This window comes from Streptomyces sp. NPDC005281 (assembly GCF_040607495.1).
Lineage (GTDB): Bacteria > Actinomycetota > Actinomycetes > Streptomycetales > Streptomycetaceae > Streptomyces.
This window is the reverse complement of record NZ_JBEXGX010000009.1, coordinates 205,832-227,467: the sequence shown is the minus strand read 5'-3', so window position 1 is coordinate 227,467 and position 21,636 is coordinate 205,832. Positions and strand designations below refer to the sequence as shown.

18 protein-coding genes are annotated in these 21,636 nt (G+C 71.7%); 10 read left to right on the top strand and 8 right to left on the bottom strand.

Annotated elements, in window-relative coordinates:
* Positions 1-5: 5 nt before the first annotated feature.
* Positions 6-656: a class I SAM-dependent methyltransferase gene (locus ABZV42_RS15545; RefSeq protein WP_355985064.1), complete on the bottom strand. Its 651-nt coding sequence runs from the start codon at positions 654-656 to the stop codon at positions 6-8.
* A gap of 109 nt (positions 657-765) precedes the next feature.
* The gene (locus ABZV42_RS15540) at positions 766-2,511 is read right to left on the bottom strand and encodes an MFS transporter (RefSeq protein WP_355985066.1); all 1,746 of its coding nucleotides are present in this window, start codon (positions 2,509-2,511) and stop codon (positions 766-768) included.
* A gap of 317 nt (positions 2,512-2,828) precedes the next feature.
* Here ABZV42_RS15540 and ABZV42_RS15535 point away from each other — a divergent pair, with 317 nt between their 5' ends.
* From ABZV42_RS15535 to ABZV42_RS15515, 5 genes are all read left to right on the top strand, one after another.
* On the top strand, positions 2,829-5,255 hold the full coding sequence (locus ABZV42_RS15535) for an acyl-CoA dehydrogenase (protein ID WP_356052204.1): 2,427 nt from the start codon (positions 2,829-2,831) through the stop codon (positions 5,253-5,255).
* Positions 5,256-5,264: 9 nt separating this feature from the next.
* Positions 5,265-6,458 carry a lipid-transfer protein gene (locus ABZV42_RS15530; RefSeq protein WP_355985071.1) on the top strand — a complete coding sequence of 398 codons (1,194 nt, stop codon included), beginning with the start codon at positions 5,265-5,267 and terminating at the stop codon, positions 6,456-6,458.
* Between the two features lie 402 nt (positions 6,459-6,860).
* Positions 6,861-8,279 (top strand): DHA2 family efflux MFS transporter permease subunit, encoded by a 1,419-nt coding sequence (locus ABZV42_RS15525; RefSeq protein WP_356052202.1) that lies wholly within the window; start codon positions 6,861-6,863, stop codon positions 8,277-8,279.
* Positions 8,280-8,330: 51 nt separating this feature from the next.
* Positions 8,331-8,873 carry a SigE family RNA polymerase sigma factor gene (locus tag ABZV42_RS15520; RefSeq protein ID WP_356052200.1) on the top strand — a complete coding sequence of 181 codons (543 nt, stop codon included), beginning with the start codon at positions 8,331-8,333 and terminating at the stop codon, positions 8,871-8,873.
* On the top strand, positions 8,870-9,709 hold the full coding sequence (locus ABZV42_RS15515; protein WP_356052198.1) for a hypothetical protein: 840 nt from the start codon (positions 8,870-8,872) through the stop codon (positions 9,707-9,709). Before ABZV42_RS15520 ends, ABZV42_RS15515 begins: the two co-directional genes overlap by 4 nt.
* A gap of 80 nt (positions 9,710-9,789) precedes the next feature.
* Here ABZV42_RS15515 and ABZV42_RS15510 read toward each other — a convergent pair whose 3' ends face one another.
* A complete protein-coding gene (locus tag ABZV42_RS15510; RefSeq protein ID WP_356052241.1) occupies positions 9,790-10,422 on the bottom strand; it encodes a response regulator transcription factor in 633 nt (210 codons plus the stop codon).
* A 308-nt stretch (positions 10,423-10,730) separates the two neighbouring features.
* Here ABZV42_RS15510 and ABZV42_RS15505 point away from each other — a divergent pair, with 308 nt between their 5' ends.
* On the top strand, positions 10,731-12,272 hold the full coding sequence (locus ABZV42_RS15505; RefSeq protein ID WP_355985078.1) for an alpha-L-arabinofuranosidase B: 1,542 nt from the start codon (positions 10,731-10,733) through the stop codon (positions 12,270-12,272).
* A gap of 108 nt (positions 12,273-12,380) precedes the next feature.
* On the opposite strand, the gene ABZV42_RS15500 is transcribed toward ABZV42_RS15505, so the two are convergent.
* Positions 12,381-13,178: an SDR family oxidoreductase gene (locus tag ABZV42_RS15500; RefSeq protein WP_356052194.1), complete on the bottom strand. Its 798-nt coding sequence runs from the start codon at positions 13,176-13,178 to the stop codon at positions 12,381-12,383.
* A 142-nt stretch (positions 13,179-13,320) separates the two neighbouring features.
* Here ABZV42_RS15500 and ABZV42_RS15495 point away from each other — a divergent pair, with 142 nt between their 5' ends.
* On the top strand, positions 13,321-14,118 hold the full coding sequence (locus ABZV42_RS15495) for a TetR/AcrR family transcriptional regulator (RefSeq protein ID WP_356052192.1): 798 nt from the start codon (positions 13,321-13,323) through the stop codon (positions 14,116-14,118).
* Positions 14,119-14,128: 10 nt separating this feature from the next.
* Here ABZV42_RS15495 and ABZV42_RS15490 read toward each other — a convergent pair whose 3' ends face one another.
* The 3 genes from ABZV42_RS15490 to ABZV42_RS15480 are packed head-to-tail and all read right to left on the bottom strand — an operon-like array spanning position 14,129 to position 16,994.
* A complete protein-coding gene (locus ABZV42_RS15490; RefSeq protein ID WP_356052190.1) occupies positions 14,129-15,379 on the bottom strand; it encodes a sensor histidine kinase in 1,251 nt (416 codons plus the stop codon).
* Between the two features lie 14 nt (positions 15,380-15,393).
* Positions 15,394-16,113 carry an ABC transporter permease gene (locus tag ABZV42_RS15485; protein ID WP_355985086.1) on the bottom strand — a complete coding sequence of 240 codons (720 nt, stop codon included), beginning with the start codon at positions 16,111-16,113 and terminating at the stop codon, positions 15,394-15,396.
* Positions 16,113-16,994 carry an ABC transporter ATP-binding protein gene (locus tag ABZV42_RS15480; protein ID WP_355985228.1) on the bottom strand — a complete coding sequence of 294 codons (882 nt, stop codon included), beginning with the start codon at positions 16,992-16,994 and terminating at the stop codon, positions 16,113-16,115. The genes ABZV42_RS15485 and ABZV42_RS15480 overlap by 1 nt, the downstream gene beginning before the upstream one ends.
* Before the next feature lie 375 nt (positions 16,995-17,369).
* Between ABZV42_RS15480 and ABZV42_RS15475 the strand changes: the two genes are divergently transcribed.
* Genes ABZV42_RS15475 through ABZV42_RS15465 form a run of 3 tightly spaced genes read left to right on the top strand, consistent with a single transcriptional unit; the run spans position 17,370 to position 20,338 of the window.
* On the top strand, positions 17,370-18,227 hold the full coding sequence (locus ABZV42_RS15475) for a MaoC/PaaZ C-terminal domain-containing protein (RefSeq protein ID WP_355985088.1): 858 nt from the start codon (positions 17,370-17,372) through the stop codon (positions 18,225-18,227).
* A 34-nt stretch (positions 18,228-18,261) separates the two neighbouring features.
* Positions 18,262-19,338, top strand: coding sequence for a Zn-dependent alcohol dehydrogenase (locus ABZV42_RS15470; RefSeq protein ID WP_356052188.1), 1,077 nt, complete (start codon positions 18,262-18,264; stop codon positions 19,336-19,338).
* A gap of 49 nt (positions 19,339-19,387) precedes the next feature.
* A complete protein-coding gene (locus ABZV42_RS15465; protein ID WP_356052186.1) occupies positions 19,388-20,338 on the top strand; it encodes a 3-oxoacyl-ACP reductase in 951 nt (316 codons plus the stop codon).
* Positions 20,339-20,608: 270 nt separating this feature from the next.
* Here the strand turns inward: ABZV42_RS15465 and ABZV42_RS15460 are convergent, their stop codons facing one another.
* The gene (locus tag ABZV42_RS15460) at positions 20,609-20,779 is read right to left on the bottom strand and encodes a hypothetical protein (RefSeq protein ID WP_355985094.1); all 171 of its coding nucleotides are present in this window, start codon (positions 20,777-20,779) and stop codon (positions 20,609-20,611) included.
* Positions 20,780-21,636: the final 857 nt, after the last annotated feature.

Below are 21,636 nucleotides of genomic sequence, written 5' to 3'. Positions count from 1 at the left end.
CGCGCTCAGATCCCTGCTCCGGTTCGCCGCAGGACGCGCAACGAGTCGGCCACCGCGATCTCGGTGAACGCGCCCGATTCCAGGGCCCGGAGCCAGACGCGGTAGGGGGCCTGGCCGGTGAACTCGTCGACGGGGTCGGGGAACACGTCGTGGATGACCAGGAGGCCGCCCTCGGCGACATGCGGCGCCCAGCCCTCGTAGTCGCCGCTCGCGTGCTCGTCGGTGTGGCCGCCGTCGATGAAGACGAGGCCGAGCGGCGTGCCCCAGAAGGCGGCGATCTGCGGCGAGCGGCCGACCAGCGCGACCACGTGGTCCTCGAGGCCCGCCCGGTGCAGGGTGCGGCGGAAGGCGGGAAGCGTGTCCATCAGGCCGATCTCCGGGTCGACCGTCGACGGATCGTGGTACTCCCAGCCCGGCTGCTGCTCCTCGCTGCCCCGGTGGTGGTCGACCGTGATCGCGGTCACCCCGGCCGCACGGGCCGCGTCGGCGAGCAGGATCGTGGAACGGCCGCAGTACGTGCCGACCTCCAGGAGCGGCAGTCCGAGCCGGCCGGCCTCGACGGCGGCCTCGTACAGCGCGAGTCCCTCACCGCGCGGCATGAACCCCTTCGCGGCCTCGAAGGCGGCGAGGATCTCGGGCTTGGGTGCCGCGGACATGAGGTTCCTCCAACGGTGCGAACAACGGGTACGCGCAGCATCGTGCACCACACCCCCGCCGCGTGGGCGGCGGGGGTGTCAATGATCACTCCGGGCGGGACCCCGGAGGTCAGGCGGTGACGTCGGCGTTCTCGCCCGGGAGGGACAGGTCGAGGGTGACCGGCCGGTCGTCGCCCGCGTGCGTGGCCGACGAGGCGAGCGGGCCGTGGCCCGCGGCCCGCGCGGCGAGCACGTACGCGCCCTGTGCCGGCACGGCGAGCGCGAAGCTGCCGTCCTCGGCCGAGTGGGTGGCGCCCGCCTGGCGGCCGCGCCGGTCGATCAGGGTGACCTTGGCGCGGGCCACCGGAGTGCCCCCGGCGCTCAGAATCCGGCCGTGGAATCCGCCGAGCACCTCGTGCGCCCGCTCCAGCGCCGCGTCCTCCTCGCTGCTGGCGACCAGCGAGGGCTTGGTGGCCGGGCGGCGGCCCGGCAGGAAGAGGGCCATGAGCAGACCGACCGCGACGGCACCCGTGGCGATCATGAACGACATCCGGAAGCCGTGCATGGTCGGGATCGCGGCCCCGCCGACATGGTGCGCCGTGTTGGCGAGCACCATGCCGATGACGGCGCTCGACACAGACGTCCCGATGGAACGCATCAGGGTGTTCAGACCGTTGGCCGCGCCCGTCTCCGAGGCCGGGACCGAGCCGATGATCAGGGCGGGCAGCGAGGAGTAGGCGAGGCCGATGCCCGCGCCCAGGATCACCGCGATGACCAGCGACTGCCAGGCGGCGTTCATCAGGCCGAGACCGGCGCCGTAGCCGATCCCGATGATCACCATGCCGAGGATGAGGGTGACCTTGGGGCCGTACTTCGCCGACAGCCGCGCGTACACGGGCGCCGTGACCATCATCGTCAGGCCGAGCGGCATCACGAGCAGGCCCGCGTTCACCATCGACTGGCCGAGGCCGTAGCCGGTGGCCTTGGGGAGCTGGAGCAGCTGCGGCAGGACCAGGGAGACGACGTAGAAGGAGACGCCGACCATGATCGAGGCGAGGTTGGTGAAGAGGACCGCGGGGCGGGCCGTGGTGCGCAGGTCGACCAGCGGGGCCTTCAGACGCAGCTCCATCACGCCCCACAGGAGGAGGACGGCGATCGACGTGCCGAACAGGCCGAGCGTGGTGGGCGCGGTCCAGCCCCAGTCGCTGCCCTTGGTGATCGGCAGCAGGAAGAGCACGAGTCCGATGGACAGGCCGATCGCGCCGAGCACGTCGAAGGTGCCCTTGGCCCGCATCGGGGACTCCGGCACGACGAGGAGGGTGAGGACGATCGAGAGGACGCCGAGGCCGGCGGCGCCGTAGAAGAGGGAGTGCCAGTTCGCGTGCTGAGCGACGAGGGCCGCGGCGGGCAGCGCGAGTCCGCCGCCGACGCCGATCGAGGAGCTCATCAGGGCCATCGCGGAGCCGAGCTTCTCGCGGGGCAGCATGTCGCGCATCAGGCCGATGCCCAGCGGGATCGCGCCCATCGCGAAGCCCTGGAGCGAACGGCCCACGATCATCGGCAGCAGGGTGCTGCTCAGCGCGCTGACCAGGGCGCCGACCACCATCACGGACAGGCTGGTCAGCAGCATGCGCCGCTTGCCGTAGAGGTCGCCGAGGCGGCCCATGATCGGCGTGGCCACGGCGCCCGCGAGCAGCGTCGAGGTCAGGACCCAGGTGGCGTTGCTGGGCGCGGTGCCCAGCAACGTCGGCAGGTCCTTGATGACCGGGACGAGCAGGGTCTGCATCACCGCGACAACGATGCCCGCGAAGGCGAGCACCGGCACGGTCGCGCCGCTCGGCCTCCGCGCGGTGCTGCCGGTCGTCGTGTGCGTCATTGCGGGGGGCCTCCAGGCCGTAGAAAAGCGAGCTCTCGGGAGAGAGGGGGGTGAGGGGTGGTCCGAGCGGGTGCGGGACGGTCGGTCGGTGATCCAGGGGACACGGGGACGTCGGTCGGCTGATCCGCGCGGGTACGTGCATGAGGAACCCGGTGCGCCTGGGCAACTATTCCGATGCTTCGGCGTACTAACGAATTCTTGACCGATCCATGGGTATCTGACCTATCGTCAGAATGGAACGTGTTCTAGTCTGACGCGGATCCCCGCACCTTGGGTCTTTGCGCATCCCCGCACCTTCGGCCTTTCGGGAGGCACGCATGGGCATCGCGGTCACGCCGGAGCAACGGGAACTGGCCGAGGCCGTGCGCGGCTGGATCGCCCGCGCCGTGCCGCCCGAGGAGGTCCGCAAACTCCTGGACGCCCCGGGCGGCGGCAGGCCTCCCTTCTGGGACGCGCTCGCCGCGCAGGGGCTGCTCGCCGTACACCTTCCCGAAGCCTGTGGCGGTGGTGGCGGTGACCTCGTGGATCTCGCCGTCGTCGTGGAGGAGGCCGCGCGGGCCGCACTGCCGGGACCCTTCGCCGCGAACGTCCTGGCGACGGCGGTGCTGGCGGCGGAGCTCGCGGGCGGGGCGGCCGAGCCGGGTGAATCGGGCGAGCTGCGTGCTGCGGGTGCGAGGGGCGATTCCGTAGGGGTTCCGGGGCGCGCTGATCTCGTACGGGCGCTGGGGTGCGGGGAGCGGATCGGTGCCGTGGCGTTCGGAACCGGCTCCCTGACGGCGCGGGAGGTGGACGGCGGATACGTGCTGGACGGGACGGCGCCGCCCGTACTGTCCGGCGCCGACGCGGATGTGCTCGTGCTGGCGGCGTCGGCGGACATGGGGTCCATGTCCGGGAGTTCCCTTGTCGCGGGTGCCGCCTCCGGTGGTTCCCTTGGCGGGGGTGCCGTGTCCAGCAACCCCCTTGGTGAGGGGTCCACCTCCGAGAGTTCCCTCGGCGCGGGCGCCGTGTCCGGTGGGTCCCTCGGCGGGGATGCTGAGTCCGGCGGCCCCCGCGGCGCGGGTGTCGTTTCCGGCCGCGTCCTCTGGCTGGTGGTGGACGCCGCCGATCTGGCCGTCCGGCCGCACGACAGTGCCGATCCGACGCGGGCGACCGCCGAGGTCCGGGCCCGGGGAGTGCGGGTTCCCGCCGACCGGGTTCTCGCGGTCGGCCCGTCGCTGATCCGCGACCTCGCCGCCGTCGTCCTCGCCGCGGACGCCTGCGGCACCGCCGCCTGGTCGCTGGACACGGCTGCCGCCCACGCCAGGGTCCGCGAGCAGTTCGGCCGCCCCATCGGACACTTCCAGGGCGTCAAGCACCTGTGCGCCGACATGCTGCTGCGATTGGAACAGGCACGCGCGCTCACCTGGGACGCGGCCCGTGCCGCGGAGGAGCCCGCCGATGTACGGGAATTGACGACCGCGCTCGCGGCCGGGACCGCCCTGGAAGCCGCCTGCTCCTGCGCCAAGGACTGCGTCCAGATCCTCGGCGGCATCGGGTTCACCTGGGAGCACGACGCCCATCTGTATCTGCGCCGGGCCCTGGTGGCACGGCAGTTGCTCGGGGCCGGCGGCGGACACCTGCGGCGGGCGGTGCGGCTCGCGCGCGACGGCGTACGAAGGGAACTGCGCCTGGAGCTGCCGCCGGAGGCCGCCGGACACCGGGCCGAGGCCCGTACGGTGATCGGCCAAGCGCGCGGACTCGGTCCGGCGGACGCCCGCAGGGCCCTGGCGCCCACCGGGTATGCCGCCCCGCATCTGCCCCCGCCGTACGGCCTCGGCGCGAACCCCGTACAACAGCTCTCCATACAGCAAGAGTTGGCCGAAGCCGGGGTGCGCATCAGCGATCTGGGCATCGCGACCTGGGTCGTGCCGTCCCTCATCGCGCACGGGACCACCCGGCAGTTGGAGCGCTACGTGCCGCCCACCCTGCGCGGCGACCTCCTGTGGTGCCAGCTCTTCTCGGAGCCCGGCGCCGGATCCGACCTCGCCTCGCTGCGCACCCGCGCCGAGCGCACGGACGACGGGTGGTGGCGGATCAACGGACAGAAGGTGTGGACGAGCGCGGCACAGTGGGCCGACCACGGGATCCTCCTCGCCCGGACGAACCCGGCCGCGCCGAAGCACCAGGGGCTCACCTACTTCGTCGTCGACATGAAGAACGCGGACGGCATCGACATCCGCCCGCTGAAGGAGATCACCGGGGACTCCCTGTTCAACGAGGTGTACTTCGACGACGTGCTGCTGCCCCCGGACGCGGTCGTCGGCGAGGTCGACGACGGCTGGCGGGTCGCCCGCAACACGCTCGGCAACGAACGCGTCCACATGGCCGACCAGTTGACCTTCGACACCGGCCTGGAGGCGCTGATACCGGCCGCCACCGAGGCCGACGGCTCCCGGCTCGGAGCGCTGCTCGCCGAGGCGCACGCCCTGGCCTGCATCACGCTGCGCACCACCCTCCGCCAGGTCTCCGGCGTGGATCCGGGCGCGGGTGCCTCCGTCCGCAAACTCGTGCAGACGGCACACCAGCAGAAGGTCGCCGAGCTGGCGCTCGAACTCCTCGGCCCCGAAGGCGCGTTGTGCGAGGGGCCGGGCGAGCGCGCCGTGCACGGCTTCCTGCTCTCCCGGTGCCTGACCATCGCGGGCGGCACCACCCAGGTCCAGCTCAACGTCGTGGCCGAGCGCATGCTCGGCCTGCCGCGAGACTAGGAGCGAGTCATGAGGACGTACGTCGTCGGTGTGGGTATGACCAGGTTCGAGAAGCCCGAGACCCGGGAGTGGCAGTACTGGGACATGGTCCGGGAGGCCGGTTCCAACGCCCTCGCCGACGCGGGGATCCCTTACACGGAAGTGGAGCAGGTCCCCGTCGGCTACTGCTTCCAGGCGTCCACCGCCGGTCAGCGCGCCGCCTACGAACTCGGCCTGACCGGCGTGCCCGTCTACAACGTCAACAACAACTGCGCCACCGGAGCGAGTGCGTTGATGCTGGCCCGGCAGTTCGTGGAGGGCGGGATCTCCGACTGCGTCCTCGCGCTGGGCTTCGAGAAGATGAAGCGGGGATCGCTCGGATCGGGTGCCGACGGCGGGGACTTCTCCACGTCGCCCGTCGCCCGCCACTACGGTGTCATGGCAGCCCGGCACGGCTTCGAGATGTCACCGCCGACCGCGCAGATCTTCGGCGACGCGGCCCGCGAGCACATGGAGCGCTACGGCACGACCGAGGCACAGCTCGCCGCCGTCGGCGCCAAGAACCACCGTCACTCGGCGAACAACCCGTACGCCCAGTTCCAGGACGTGTACTCCGTCGACGAGGTCCTCGCCGCCAAGGCCGTCCACCGGCCGCTGACCCGGCTCCAGTGCTCGCCGACCTCGGACGGAGCCGCCGCGGCCGTCGTCGTGTCCGAACGGTTCGCCGAGCGGCACGGGTTGGAGGACAAGGCGGTCGAGATCGTCGCCCAGGCGATGACCACCGACACCGAGGAGTCCTTCGCCTCCGGCTCCTGCATCGACGTCGTCGGACAGCCGATGTCACGGGAGGCCGCGCGCCGGGTGTACGAGCGTTCCGGGCTCGGCATCGAGGACGTGGACGTCGTGGAGCTCCACGACTGCTTCTCCGTCAACGAACTGCTGACCTACGAGGCGCTCGGCATGTGCGGGGAGGGCGAGTCGGGCGCACTCGTCGAGTCCGGGGCGACGACGTACGGCGGACGCTGGGTGGTGAACCCCTCCGGCGGGCTGATCTCCAAGGGCCATCCGCTGGGAGCGACCGGAATCGCCCAGGTGGCCGAGCTGGTGTGGCAGTTGAGGGGCCAGGCGGAGGCGCGCCAGGTGCCGGGGGCGCGGGTCGGACTCGCCCACAACATCGGACTGGGCGGCGCGGCGGTGGTCACGCTGCTACGAGCGGGAGCCTGACCTGACCGAGTACCCCCCACCGCCCCGCCCCGGCACAGATCCCGCCTTCGACCTGCCCGCGCCCCCCGACTCGACCGAGACCCGACCCCGGCCCAACCTCGGCCCAATCCCCGGCTTCGGCCTGCCCGCGCCCTTGACGCGACCGCGCCCAACCTTGGCCTCGACCTTCCGTCGCCCTCGATCCGCCCCCGGCCCAACCCCGCCCTTGACCACCCTCGCCCTCGACCTGCCCCCGGCCCAACTCTGTCCTCGACCTGCCCCCGTCCTCGGCCCGCCCCTGCCGGCCCGCTCCCGGTCCAACCCCGCCCCCCTACCCCCGCCCGGCCTAGGTCTCGTGCCGTACTCCGGTCTCGGCCGAAATCCTGATGCAAGGACCGTAAGCGGGTTGAGAGCATGACAGTCATGCTCCGAGCCGCTGAAGACACCCGGACGTCCACCCGTAGCGCCCCGCCCACCTGGGTGGTGATCGCGCTCGCGTGTGCCGGACAGTTCCTGGTCGTGCTGGACGTGTCCGTCGTCAACGTGGCCCTGCCCTCCATGCGGACCGACCTGGGGCTGAGCGCCCCCGGCCTCCAGTGGGTGGTGAACGCCTACTCGATCGCCTTCGCCGGATTCATGCTTCTCGGCGGGCGGGCCGGTGACCTGTACGGGCGCAAGCGGATGTTCCTGGTGGGTCTCGCGCTCTTCACGCTCGCGTCGGCGGCCGGCGGCCTCGCCCAGGAAGGCACCCAACTGCTCCTCGCGCGGGCCGCGCAGGGCTTGGGGGCCGCGGTGCTCGCGCCCTCGACCCTGACGATCCTGACGTCGGCCGTCCCCGAGGGTGCCGCGCGTGCCCGGGCCATCGCGACCTGGACCGCCGTGGGCGCCGGCGGCGGCGCGGCGGGCGGACTCGTCGGCGGACTGCTGGTCGACGGGCTGTCGTGGCGCTGGGTGCTCCTCATCAACGTGCCCGTCGGAGCGATCGTGCTGGCCGTCGCGGCGCGCCGGCTGACGGAGAGCCGGGCCGGGGACGGGCGACGGCTCGATCTGCCCGGCGCGCTCCTGGTGACGGCGGGCCTGGCGACCCTGGCGTACGGGATCGTGCAGACGGAGGCCGAGGGCTGGTCCGCGGCGGCGACGCTCGTGCCGCTCTGCGCGGGAGCGGCGCTCATCGGGGCCTTCCTGGCCGTGGAGGCGCGGACCCGGGCGCCGCTGATGCCGCTGAAGCTGCTGCGGCTGCGGTCGGTGTCGTCGGCGAACGCGGCCATGTTCGTCTCCGGCTCGGCGATGTTCTGCATGTGGTTCTTCATGACGCTGTACGCGCAGAACGTGCTCGGCTACTCGCCGCTGGGCGCGGGCCTCGCCCTGGTGCCGAGTTCGCTCGCCGTGGTCGTCGGCTCGAAGTCGGCGCCGCGCCTGATGCCGGTCGTCGGGGCGCGCAACGTGGCGGTCCTCGGCACGCTCCTGGCCGCGACCGGGTTCGGCTGGCAGTCGACCATGACGGCCGACGGCCCGTACCTCACGGCGATCATGTTTCCCGGCATCCTGATGATGGCCGGCGCCGGGCTGGCCGCGACCCCGCTGGCCTCGATCGCGACCTCGGGCGCCGTGCCGGAGGACGCCGGGCTGGTGTCGGGCCTGGTCAACACCTCACGGGTGATGGGCGGTTCACTGGGGCTCGCGATCATGTCCACGATCGCGGCGACCCGTACGGGCGGAAGTGTCTCCGGGGAAGCACTGACCGCCGGGTACGCGCTGGCGTTCCGTGTCAGCGGGGTGATGCTGCTGGCCGGGGCACTGCTGATGCTCGTCTGGCTGCCGCGGAGAATCTCGCGCGGGTGAGGCAACGAAATCCGGTGTCCGTGGACTCCTTGAAATATCTAGGAGGTGCTCATGGGGGATCGGAAACAGGCTAGGGACGAGGAGTTCCAGAGCTTCGTCATCGGCCGTTGGCCGCGGCTGATGCGTACGGCATTTCTCCTGACGGGGGAGCAGCACGCCGCGGAGGACCTGGTCCAGACGACGCTGGAACAGGTGTACGTGGCCTGGCGCAGGGTCGGTTCGGCAGACGAACCGGAGGCGTATGTGCGGCGCGTGATGATCAACGCGCACGCTCGCAAACACCGCAGAAAACTCAAGGAGTTCCTCGCGCCGAAGGACGACTCGGGGCTGACGCGAGAGGTTCCCGACAGCGGTGACCCGATCGCCCGCGCCGACGACCGCGGCGCCCTGGTCACCGCCCTCTCTCAACTGCCTCCGCGCCAGCGCCAGGCGGTGGTCCTTCGCTACTGGGAGGACCTGAGCGAGAGCCAGGCGGCCGAGGCGATGGGCTGCTCGGTGGGTGCGGTGAAGAGCAACGCGGCCAAGGGGATCGCGAAACTCCGCGTCATACCGGGCCTGGCGGACACGGTGACGCACGGAGGGCAGACACGATGAACACGAACCGGGAGACGAATCACGACATGGCGACGGACGCGGACATCGCCTTCCTGCTGGCCGAGGCGGCGGACGAGGTCGAGATCGGCATAGCCCCGTACCAGGCGGTGCTCCGCGGCGGCCGCCGCCGCAGGGCGCGCCGCTGGGCGATGGCGGTGGCGGCCGCCCTGGTCATCGCCGGCTCCACGGGGACGCTGGCGCTGGCGGGGGGGACGGGCGGGGACGGCAGGCGGGTCGCCCCGGCCGTGACCGGGCCGTCGACGCCCGAGGAGCGGCATGTGCTGAGGCCGCAGGTGACCACCGTGGCGCGAGGGACCGATCACGGGAAGGAGTGGGGTGCGCAGGTCCTGGTGTGGGGATCACCGAAGAACGACACGGAGGCGCGCCGTCAGTGGACCCGGATGCAGGCATACGGCTTCTCCCCGACGGGAATCCGCGGCGCCTCGGAGCTTGTCGGCAAGGGCTGGGTCTTCGTCCGCTTGATCGACGGCTACATGATGACGACGGTGCTGAACGGAGCGGTGGAGCACGGGGACACGCTCTCGGGCAACGATATCGAGGCCGCTTCGATGCCATTGGATTCCGACCGGCCCGGTGGTGCCGCGTCGTCTCAGCGACTCATCATCGGCAAGGTCGCCCCGACCGCCGAGGAGGTCACCTGCACATGGGACGACGGTACGACGATCAAGGCCGGTAAGGCCGCCCCGGGGACCGGCCTCGGTGAGTCCTACGAGGACCTGATCCGACCGGTGGACGGCTCCCAGCCGAACTGGTTCGTGTGCGTGGCGCCGACGGGAAAGCACTACGGGTCGGGGACGGCGAAGGTGACGAGGTAGCGAGGGCGGACGTGCGACGACCAGGCTGTGCCCGCCGCCGGACCCCGGTGGCGAGCACGGCCGCGTCGGACGAACAGGCGCTACAGCCACCCCTGTTGGCGGGCCTCCCGCATCGCCTCCATGCGGTTGCGGGTGCCCGTCTTGCCGATGGCGGAGGAGAGGTAGTTGCGGACGGTCGATTCGGAGAGGTGCAGCTTGCCGGCGATGTCGGCGACGGTGGCGCCGTCCACCGAGGCCTTCAGCACGTCGCACTCACGGGCCGTGAGCGGACTGGGCCCGGCGCTCAGCGCGGCGGCGGCGAGCGCCGTGTCGATGACGGTCTCCCCGGTCAGCACCCGCCGGATCGCCTCGGCCAGTTCCTCCACGGGCCCGTCCTTGACCAGGAACCCGGCGGCCCCCGCCTCCATGGCCCGCCGCAGATATCCGGGACGGCCGAAGGTGGTGAGGATCAGCACCCGGCAGTCGGGTGCCTGCTCCCGTAGTTCGGCGGCGGCGTCCAGCCCGCTCATTCCCGGCAACTCGATGTCCAGCAAGGCCACATCGGGCCGGCTGACCAGTGCCGTGTCCACGATCTCGTCCCCGGCGGACACCTGCGCTACCACCTCGATGTCCGGCTCCATCCCGAGCAGCAGAGCGAGCGCCCCGCGCATCATTCCCTGGTCCTCGGCGAGCAGCACACGGATGGACTTGGCGGGCCGGTGGTCCCGGGGCATCTCGTTCACGCGGCCAAGCGTAAGGCGGGACGGGTCCCCGGCCGGCCGTGGTGCGCGCTTCGGGGGCCGTCGAAAAATCGGCCTCGGTCGAGTCCGCGAGTCTTGACGGCCCCCGGCTGCGGGCAAATAATCGCCTCGGAATTCAGCACTCCCCTTTGTAATTCCTGAGCCGGGCCGATTTTCGCAAACGTTCGGCATTTCGACCGGGAATTGGTTCGGTATTTCGATCGAACGATGTCCGGTATATCGACCGGACACCCGCACTGTCCTACCAGGAACGGAAGAGGTGCACCGTGTTGTCATCCTTCGTGCGCTTACAGCGCCTCAGAAACACGGCTCTGGCCGTGCTGTCGGCGCTGGCGGCTGTCGTCGCTCTCGCTGTCGGCGCGCCGCAGGCCGCCGCCGCGGGCTCGCTCCCCTGCGACATCTACGCCACCGCGGGCACCCCCTGTGTCGCCGCGCACAGCCTCGTCAGGGCGCTCTACTCGTCGTACAACGGCTCGCTCTACCAGGTGCAGCGCGCCTCCGACAGCGCCACGGCGAACATCGGTCTCCTGGCGGCGGGCGGATACGCGAACGCGGCGGCGCAGGACTCCTTCTGTACGGGCACCACCTGCATCATCACGAAGATCTACGACCAGTCATCGCGCCACAACGACCTCACGGTCGAGGGTGCGGGCGGAGCGGGCGCGGCCGACGTCGGGGCTCCCGCGGACGCGCTTCCGGTGACCGCCGGCGGCCACCAGGTCTACGGTCTGGAGATCTCGGCCGGCATGGGCTACCGCGACAACTCCACCTCGGGCGTGGCCACCGACGGGGCGGCCGAGGGGATGTACATGGTGACCTCCGGCACCCATGTGAACGGCAGCTGCTGCTTCGACTACGGCAACGCCGAGACCAACAACCTGGACACCGGCAACGGCCACATGGACGCGATCAACTTCGGCACCGAGTGCTGGTTCTCGCCCTGCTACGGCCAGGGCCCGTGGGTGCAGGCCGACCTGGAGAACGGGCTGTTCCAGTCGGACGCCGGATACAGCAAGAACACGTCGAACACCGGAACCGGGGCGATGCCCTTCGTGACCGCTTTGCTGAAGAACAACGGTCAGGACCATTTCGCGCTGAAATACGGCAACGCCCAATCGGGCAGTCTCACGACCACCTATTCCGGGGGTGAACCCACCACCAGTGGCTACTCGCCCATGCATCAGGAGGGCGCGATCGTCCTGGGCACCGGCGGCGACAACAGCAACGGCTCCATCGGTTCCTTCTTCGAGGGCGTCATGACCTCGGGCATCCCGACGGACGCCGCGGACAACCTGGTGCAGTCGAACATCGTCTCCGTCGGCTACGGCGCCTCGACCGGCAGCACGGGCTCGCTGGCGGCCGGGTCGGAGATCTCGCTGCGGGCGACCACCGCCTGCTGCACGAGCGACTACATCCGCCACCAGAACAACGCGGCGGTCGTCTCGGCCGTCACCTCGAGCAGTTCGGCACTCGACAAGGGCGACGCCACCTGGATCGTCCGCAGGGGTCTCGCCGACAGTTCCTGCTACTCCTTCGAGTCGCGGAACTACCCGGGCGACTTCCTGCGGCACTTCAACTACCAGCTCTACCGCCAACCCATGGTCGGCACCGCGCAGTTCAGACAGGACGCCACGTTCTGCGCCGGGACCGGCAAGAGCGGTACGGGGACCTCGTTCGCGTCGTACAACTACCCGACGAGATACCTCCGGCACTACAACTACAACGTCTACATAGCGAGCGACGGCGGCTCGAACGCCTTCGACAGCGCCACCTCGTGGACGGACGACGTGAGCTGGGCGGTCACGGCTCCCTGGGCGCCGTAGCCGCCGGAGGACATGTCGAGCCCCCGTCGGGACGTCAAGTCCACCCATTCCCCGGGGGTTCGACGGTGGCCGGACGGTCGCCGTACGGCGCCCGTCCGGCCATCGGGGTCAGCGGCCCGTGGCCAGGTTGGCCCCGCCGGTGCAGTCGAGGACGACACCGGTGACGAAGCCGTTGGTGGCGAGCAGGTGCAGGGCGCGGGCTATGTCGCCGGGGCGGCCGACCCGGCCCACCGGGCTCGTGTCGGCGATCCCCTGGAACAGGACCTCGCGCTGTGCGGCCGGCACGGCGTCCCACCAGGGTGTGTCGACCACCCCGGGGGAGACGGCGTTGATCCGCAGCGGAGCCAGTTCGACGGCCAGCGGAGGGACCATCGCCTCCAGGGCGCCGTTGATCGCCGCGAGACCCGCCGTCCCCGGGAACGCGGCGCGTGCCGAGGCCGCGGTCACCAGCGTCACGGAGCCGTCCGCCCGCAGGTGGGGCAGGGCTGCCCGCAGGATCCGCACGTACGGCCAGAACTTCGCGGCGAACCCGGTCTCCAGCTCGGCGAGGTCCAGCTCGGCGAAGGGGCCGGCGCCCGCGGCTCCGCTGAGCGCGAGGACCAGGTGGTCCACCGGGCCCGACTGGGCGAAGTACGCGTCGATCTGTGCCGGGTCCGTGCCGTCGAGACGGTAGGTGGTCGTCTTGCCGCCGATCCGGCCGGCCGCGGCCTCCAGCTTCTGCCGGTCGCGGCCGGTGACGACCACTTCGGCGCCGTCCGCGGCGAAGAGGGCCGCAGTGGCCTCGCCGATGCCGGAGCTGCCGCCCATCACCACGACGCGCTGTCCGGCGAGCGGGAGGTTCGGGGAGGCGCCGATCTCGGTGTCGGTGGTGTTCGGAGTGTTCGTGGTGCTCGGGGTGGTGCTCATGGCGGGGCTTCCCCTTCCGGAGCGGCGAGGCTTCTGCTGAGCCTCTTGACGAGACTGGCGGTCTCGTTAAAGTGTTGCCGAGACTGGCGGTCTCGTCAAGGGTTCGCGGAGCCGGCGCGCCACGATGGGAGAAGATCGAGCCATGGAAGCGAACGACGCCCCGGGGAAGAGCCCGGCCCGCGCCAAGGACGGCGACGGCCCCCGCACCGCCGGGAACGCGGCCACCGGACCGGCTCCGGGCGACCGCACCGCCGGGAACGCGACCTCCGAACCGGCCCCGGGTGACCGCACCGCCGGGAACGCGGCCACCGGACAGGCTCCCGGCGACCGCACTTCGGAGGATTCCGCCCCCGGTGAGGTCGCGGTGCGGCCGCACACCGGGCGACGGCGCAACGAAGCCGTGCGGCGGGCGATCCTCGACGCGGCGCTGCGACTGCTCGTGGAGTCCAAGGGCGCTCCCATCACCGTGGAGGCCGTCGCGCGCGCGGCCGGCGTCGGCAAGCAGACCCTCTACCGCTGGTGGCCCTCGAAAGGCGCCGTCCTCCTGGACGCGCTCACCGACCGCGCGGACCAGGACGTGCCGCCCCCGGACACCGGCTCGCTCCGCGAGGACCTGAACACGATCGTCGCCGCCACCTTCGACGCCGCCCAGCGCGCCCCCTGGGCCCCGGCCCTGCGCACCCTCGTCCGCGAGGCGGCGGCCGACCCGCACCTCGCCGAGCTGCTGCGCACCTACACGGGCACCCGGCGCGCCCTGCTGCACGACGTCCTCGACCGCGGCCGCGCACGGGGCGAACTCCCCGCCGACCGGGACCTGGACCTGATGGTCGACCAGGTCTACGGCCTGTTCTGGTACCGCTTCCTGCTCGGCCACGCCCCCCTCGACCGGACGGCCGCGGAACGCCTCACCGACTCACTGCTCGGACCCGGCACCACCTGAGCGGCGCCGCTCAGATCGACGCCTCCGTCAAGTCGGCCGCCTCCACGGGGAGTTCGGCCCTCACCTCGAAACCGCCGCGCGGCGTCCGCCCTGCCCGCAGGGAGCCGCCGGCCGTCGCGAGACGTTCGGCGAGCCCCTTGAGGCCGGTGCCGCCGATGCCCGGTTCGGGATCCGCCGGGGACGCGTCGGAGCCGTTGTCCGAGACGGTCAGACGGACGAGGTCCGCGGTGCCGTCGACGGTGATCTCGCAGCGCGTCGCGTCGCTGTGGCGTACGACGTTGGTGACGGCCTCGCGGAGCACCCAGCCGAGCAGGGCCTCCGTCTGCGGGACCAGGGGCGGGCCCGACTGCCGGACGACCGGTTCCACCCCCGTCGCGGAGAGCGCCGAGCGCGCGCCGTCCAGCTCCGTTGCGAGACTGCCCTCGCGATAGCCGGTGACCGCCTCGCGGATCTCCGTCAGTGCCTGCCGGCCGACCGACTCGATGTCCGTGACCTGCACGAGCGCCGCGTCCATGTCCCGGGGAGCCAGCCTGCGGGCCGCCTCCGACTTCACCACGATGACGGAGAGCGTGTGCCCGAGCAGGTCGTGCAGGTCGCGGGAGAAGCGCATCCGCTCCTTCTCGACGGCCCGGCGCGCCAACTCCTCGCGGGCCGCCCGCAGTTCCCGTACCGCCTCGGAGAGGGAGAGGATCGCCGCCGTGACCATCGTGGACAGGAAGGTGCCGTAGGCGACGTTCACCGCGTCCCAGCCCGCCCGGACGGCGGACACCGCAGCGGCGAGCGCCGTCAGACCGAGCCCGATCTTCCCGAGCCAGGGGCCGCGCACCACCGCTCCGGTGGCCAGCCCGAGCAGCGGGAAGAAGTACAGCCAGCTTCCCCCGTACCCGACGGCCAGGCCGCAGGTGATCACTCCCATCAGGACGAGCGCGGCCCGGGTGGAGCGGGCCTCGCGCTTCGTCTTCACGAACGCGCGGAACGTCACGTAGATGTACAGCGAGTTGAAGACGAACAGACCCACCCCGCCGATCCAGGGCTGCGGCGTCCTGCCCTGGAAGAGGTTGGAGAACGCGCCCATCCCCAGCAGCAGCCACGGCAGCAGCGCGAAGCCGGTCGGCGGCGGGCCGGGGTTCTCGGGCATCGCCCCGCCGCTCCTGCGTGCGGCCCGCTGCTCGGCCTTGAACCGCTCCATGTCGGCCTTCCAGCGGCTCCGCTCGGCCCGCCACGCGCGGACCTGACAGCCGATGCTCTTCATCAAGGGCATGTCCAGCTCCCCCTTCAGGCGGTTCGTGCGGATCGACGGTACGAGAACACAGCGTACGAACCGAACGCCAGCAGCCAGGCGATCAGTACCGCGATCGCCGTGAGGTCCGGCGCCCGGCCCTCGGTGACCGACACGCCCAGCTCGGCGAAGCGGTTCGTGGGCGTGTATGCGGAGAGCGAGCGGAGCCAGCCGGGGAAGAGGGCGAGCGGGAACCACAGGCCGCCGACCACCGCGAGCCCCAGATTGCACACCATGTTCGCGACACCCGTCGTCTGCGCGGTCATCCGGTAGCCGTTGCCGAGGCCGAGCAGGGTGAAGGGGACCGAGCCGAGCCACAGCAGCAGGGCCGTCGCGGCCCACTGCCAGGCCTCCAGCCGTACGCCGTTGACCACACCGCCGGCCGCGAGCACCGAGACGATCGCGGGCAGCACGGTCACCGAACCGGTCAGCGCCCGCCCCAGCACCACCTGGCGTGACGTCATCGGGGTCACCCGGAGCTGCCGCAGCCAGCCGGTCACCTTGTCCTCGGCGACCCCGCCGCCGGTGTTCAGCGCCGAACCGACCGCCCCGTACGCGGCCATGCCGACCATCGACGCGGTCCTCCACGCACCGTCGTCGCCCCCGCCGAGGTTGGTGAACAGCAGATACATCATCACCGGCATCGCGATGCCGCCGATCACGAAGCCGGTGTCGCGCAGCGTCCGGCGTACTTCGAGCCGCAGATAGTCGAACATCACACCGTCTCCCGTTCGTGCGAGGTGAGGGCCAGGAACGCGTCGTCCAGGGACGCGGGGACGACCTCCAGGCCGCGGATCGCACCCCGTTCGGCCAGCGCGATCACCGTCGCGTCCGAGTCGTCCGTGCGCAGCCGGGCCCGATCCCCGCGCACCTCCACCGCCACCACGCCGGGCAGCAGCGCCAGGTTCTCCGCGGCGAGGCCCGCCAGGTCGAAGGAGACCAGGTTGCCGCCCGCCGACCGCCTGAGCTCCTCCCCGGTCCCGTCCGCGACGATCCGTCCCCGGTCGACGACGACGATCCGGTCGGCGTGCGCGTCCGCCTCCTCCAGGTAGTGCGTGGAGAACAGCACGGTGTGACCGCGCCGGGCGTAGGCCCGCATCGACTCCCAGAACGCGTGCCGTGCCTCCACGTCGAGCGCCGCGGTGGGCTCGTCGAGCACGATCAGCGCGGGGTTCCCGGCGAGTGCCACCGCGAACCGCACCCGCTGCGCCTGCCCTCCGGACAGCCGGTCGACGCGCCGCCCGGCCAGTTCCGTGACGCCCGCGAGCCGCAGCGCCTCGGGCACCGGCAGGGGCGCCGGATAGCGACCCGCCACGAAGGCGACCAGCTCCCGCACGGTGACCCGCGGCACCGGCCGGGTGTCCTGGAGCATCGCGCCGACCCGTCCGGCCCGAACCGACTCCTGCGGACGGGCGCCGAAGAGGGTGACCGAACCCTCGTCCGGCTCGTTCAGGCCGAGCAGCAGGGAGATCGCCGTCGACTTGCCCGCGCCGTTGCGGCCCAGCAGGGCCACCGTCTCGCCGACGGCCACGTCGAGGTCGAGACCGGCGACGGCGCGCACGTCACCGAAGGTCTTGACCGCGCCCCTGAAGCGCACCGCCGGTGCCGTCCCGGTCGCCGGTGGTGCGGACGTCTCCGCCGGCTTTCCCGCCGTCGTCCCCGTTGTCTGTGTCATGACTACGACGCTAGGGGTCCGGGGCGGTGACCCGGCAGATGCACTTGTCGGCGATCGGCCGGGACAAATGTCACGGCCGGCCGCCGCGACGCGTTCGGGGTAAGAACCGGCACGGCGACCGAATCTGACATGGCGTCAGTAGTCTTCACAAGTGCTGAACGCTGGGCTATACAAGGGGTCGCCGTACTGGAACGCGTTCTAGAACGAGCGTCTTCCACGGCCCAGTGTCGACCTCGGTGCGGCCGACGGTGCGGACGGCCGCATCGAGGTCTTTCGCGCAGTCGAGTCAGGAGCCCCATGCCCATTGACGCCGCCAAGGCCGTCGCAGCGGAACCGCGGACCGGCGAGATCGCCTGGAGCCACAAGGACGTCCAGCTCTACCACCTGGGCCTCGGCGCGGGCGTTCCCGCGACCGACCCCGACGAGCTGCGGTACACCCTCGAATCCAGGCTGCACGTCCTGCCGAGCTTCGCCACCGTCGCCGGCGCCGGCTCACCCGGCGTGATCGGCGGACTCTCCATGCCCGGCGTCGACGTCGACCTCGCCCGCGTCCTGCACGGCGGCCAGAGCGTCCGGCTGCACCGCCCGATCCCCGCCGAGGGCGCCGCCACCGCCACCGGGCGCATCGCCGCCGTCTACGACAAGGGCACCGCCGCCATCCTCGTCATGCGCACCGAAGTGGCGGACGCCGACGGCCCGTTGTGGACGAACGACGCCCAGATCTTCGTACGCGGCGAAGGCGGCTGGGGCGGCGACCGCGGACCGAGCGCCCGTCTGGAAGCCCCCACCGGTCCACCCGACAGGACCGTGGAACGCGCGATCCGTGAGGACCAGGCCCTGCTCTACCGGCTGTCAGGCGACTGGAACCCGCTGCACGCCGACCCCGAGTTCGCCAAGCTCGCCGGATTCGACCGGCCGATCCTGCACGGGCTGTGCACGTACGGCATGACGCTCAAGGCCGTCGTCGACACCCTGCTCGGCGGCGATGTGACCCGGGTCCGCTCGTACACCACCCGCTTCGCCGGAGTCGTCTTCCCCGGCGAGACCCTGCGCATCCGGATGTGGCGGAGCGACGGCGCCGTCCGCGTGGCGGTGAGCGCGGTCGAACGGGACGACGCGCCGGTCCTCGCCGACACCGTCGTCGATCACGTCTGACACCCGTACGAACCGTCCCGAGGGGAGCCGCACCATGCGCGCAGCCGTACTGCACGAGACAGGCCAGGACAAACTCGAGGTCCTCGACGACGTCGAGGCGGTGGGCTTCGGGCCCGGCAAGGTGCGCGTCCGGGTACGGGCCACGGGACTGTGCCACTCGGACCTGTCCGCGATGAACGGCGTACTGCCCCAGCCCGCGCCGTTCGTGCCCGGACACGAGGGCGCGGGCGAGATCACCGAGGTCGGCGAGGGAGTCACCCATGTGAAGCCCGGGGACCGGGTCGTCATCTGCTGGCTCCCCGCGTGCGGGGCCTGTCCCTCCTGCAAGAGGGGCCAGACCGAACTGTGCCTGGCCGGATTCATGAACGCGGGCACCCCCAACTTCAGGCGCCCCGGCGGTGACGTCTTCGGCTTCGCCGGCACCGGCACCTTCGCCGAGGAGGTCGTCGTCGCCGCGGGCTGCGCGGTCCCCATCCCCGACGACGTGCCCTTCGACATAGCCGCCCTCATCGGCTGCGGCGTCACCACCGGACTCGGCGCGGCCCTCAACACCGCCGACGTGGAAGCGGGTTCGTCGGTCGCCGTCATCGGCTGCGGAGGCGTCGGCATCTCCGCGATCCAGGGCGCCCGGCTCAAGGGAGCCGCCGAGATCGTCGCCGTCGACCCGGTCGCCTCCCGCCGGGAGGCCGCGCTCGGCTTCGGCGCCACCAGGGCCGTCGCACCCGACGAACTCGCCGACGCCAAGCAGTCGGTGACCGCCGGCGAGGGCTTCGACTACGTCTTCGAGGTCGTCGGCAGGTCCGCCACCGCGCGCACCGCCTACGACCACACCCGCCGCGGCGGCACCCTCGTCGTCGTCGGCGCCGGCGCCATGGACGACTTCCTCCAGCTCAACATGTTCGAGCTGTTCTTCGACGAGAAGCGCATCCTGCCCTCCATGTACGGAGGCGGGGACGTCCTTCGGTCGTACGAGCGCACGATCGCCCTGTGGCGCGCGGGCCGCATCGACCTCGAAGGCCTGATCACCCACCGGGTACCGCTCGCCGGGATCAACGAGGCGCTCGACCAGATGCGTTCGGGCACCGCACTCCGGACGTGCATAGAGATCTGACCTGGGCACCCGTCGGCGCGGTCCTCCACCACAACCGCTAAGGACCCTGATGTCACTGCCACTTGAAGGGCTCGCCGCGATCGTCACCGGCGCGGGGCGCGGTCTTGGCCGGGCCGAGGCGCTGGAACTCGGCCGGCTGGGCGCGGCCGTCGTCGTCAACGACTACGGACAGCCCGGACGGGACGGTTCGGGCGAGGCCTCGGCCACCCCGGCCGAGGAGGTCGCCGCCGAGATCCGCGCCGGGGGCGGCCGGGCCGTCGCCCACACCGGGGACGTCGCCGACCACGAACAGGCCCGCGAACTGGTCGAGTCGGCCGTCACCGCGTTCGGCAAACTGGACATTCTCGTCAACAACGCGGGCATCCTGCGTGACCGGATGGTCTTCTCGATGACCGAGGACGAATGGGACTCGGTCATCAGGGTGCATCTCAAAGGCCACTTCAACACCACCCACTTCGCCTCCGTCCACTGGCGGGCCCGCGCGAAGGCGGCCGGCGGGCCCGTCTACGGACGGATCGTGAACACCTCGTCGGAAGCCTTCCTCGCCGGTTCCGCGGGGCAGCCCAACTATGCGGCGGCGAAGGGCGGGATCGTCGGCCTGACCACCTCGACGGCGCTGGCACTCGCCAAGTACGGCGTCACCGCCAACGTCATCTGCCCGCGCGCCCGCACCCGTATGACCGAGGACGTCTTCGCCGGGTTCGGACTGCCCGAGGACGGCCTCGACCCGCTCGCCCCCGAGCATGTCGCCCCGCTCGTGGGCTACTTGGCCTCACCGGCGGCCGCCCACGTCAACGGCCAGCTCCTCGTGGTGCACGGCGGCATGGTCGCGGTCGTCGAACGGCCGCGGGTGGCGGCGAAGTTCGACAGCAAGCAGGACACGTTCAGCCACGACGAACTCGACGCGCTGCTCACCCCGTACTACGCGGACCGCCCGCGCGGCGAGACGTTCGCGGCGGCGGAGGTGCTGGGACTCAAGCGGGAGGGTGCTCCTCGCTGAGCGGGCGGCCGCCGCCGGTCAGGAGCGGGGGAGGGCGAGCGGGCCGCGGCAGGGAGCCGGACTGCGCCCAGGCGTGTGGGACCTGGGGGAGCACACACGGATACGGCCCCGCTCGCCATGGTGCGAGCGGGGCCGTATGCCGGTTTCGGCGTGCCGTGAGTCCCTCGGGCCTTCGTGCCGGCCGTCGCGTCCTCGGGCGGTCGTGCCTGACGTGCCTGCCGTGTCCGTCACGGGTGCCGGGCTGGTCGGCCCGGCCTGTCCCGCGGACCGTCAGACCGTCGTGACCGGCTGGCCGGACGGCTTGCGGTGGCGCCCCTGAGGGGTCGCCTCGTCGTCGTGACCGGAGAACGGGCCGCGGTGTCTGCCGTGGCCCTCGGACGCGGTCGCCGACATCTCGTGGACGTCGGTGACCGGCGCTTCCATGGTGCTTGAGTCGTTCATTGAAGTGTTCACCCCGTATGCAAGATCCTTCTTTACAGCCGGGGGAGTCTAACGTGCCGTCATCGCGCGGAAGCCGGAGGGTGACGTTTCTTCGCCCGTGCCGTCCCTTTTCTCCTCGTCCGTGTGGGCTAGTACACACGGACCGCCGGACTCCGCGGGTGCCTGCGGTACGGCGGCGAGCTGCCTCAGAGCGACCTGGCCCCTGAACTCGCCGACGGACGGCGGCGCGTCGGAGTTCCCGTTCCCGGGAGCGGTGTGGTCCGAGGGTGCCGAGCGTGCCCTGACGCCGAGGCTCATGCCGGGCGGGGGCGTTTCGGCGACCCTGGTCCAGAGGCCGGGGCCGACGGCGGCCGGGAGGGGTTCGGCGGTGCGGACGCCGTGGTCCGAGACGGGCGGGAGCGGTTCGGTCGGGGGCTGTTCCGCGACGGACGGGAGCGGGCCGGCGACGGGGCCGGTGTACGCGACGAGGGCGGTACCGGCGGCGGTACGCGCATCCACGCCGACGCCGGTACCGGGACCCGCGGAGAAGCCCGCACTCGTATCGGCACCGGCGGAGTCGCCCGTACCGATGCCAGGACAGGCACCGGCGGAAGCGCCGGCGCCAACACCCGGGCCGGGATCGGCACAGGCCTCGGCCGCGGCGTCGACCATGGCCTCGGTGCCGGTGCCGGTGCCGGTGCCGGTGCCGGTGCCGATCGTCGTGGCCGGTGGAATCGGCTCGGCCGTTTCGAGGACGACGGTCATGCCGCCCGGGAGTGTCCCGTCGGCCCTGGTCCTGAGTCCCATGCCGGGCGGAGGTGTCTCGGCGACCTTGGTCCAGAGGTTCGGCTCGGTGCTGGGTGTCCCGGCCGACTCGG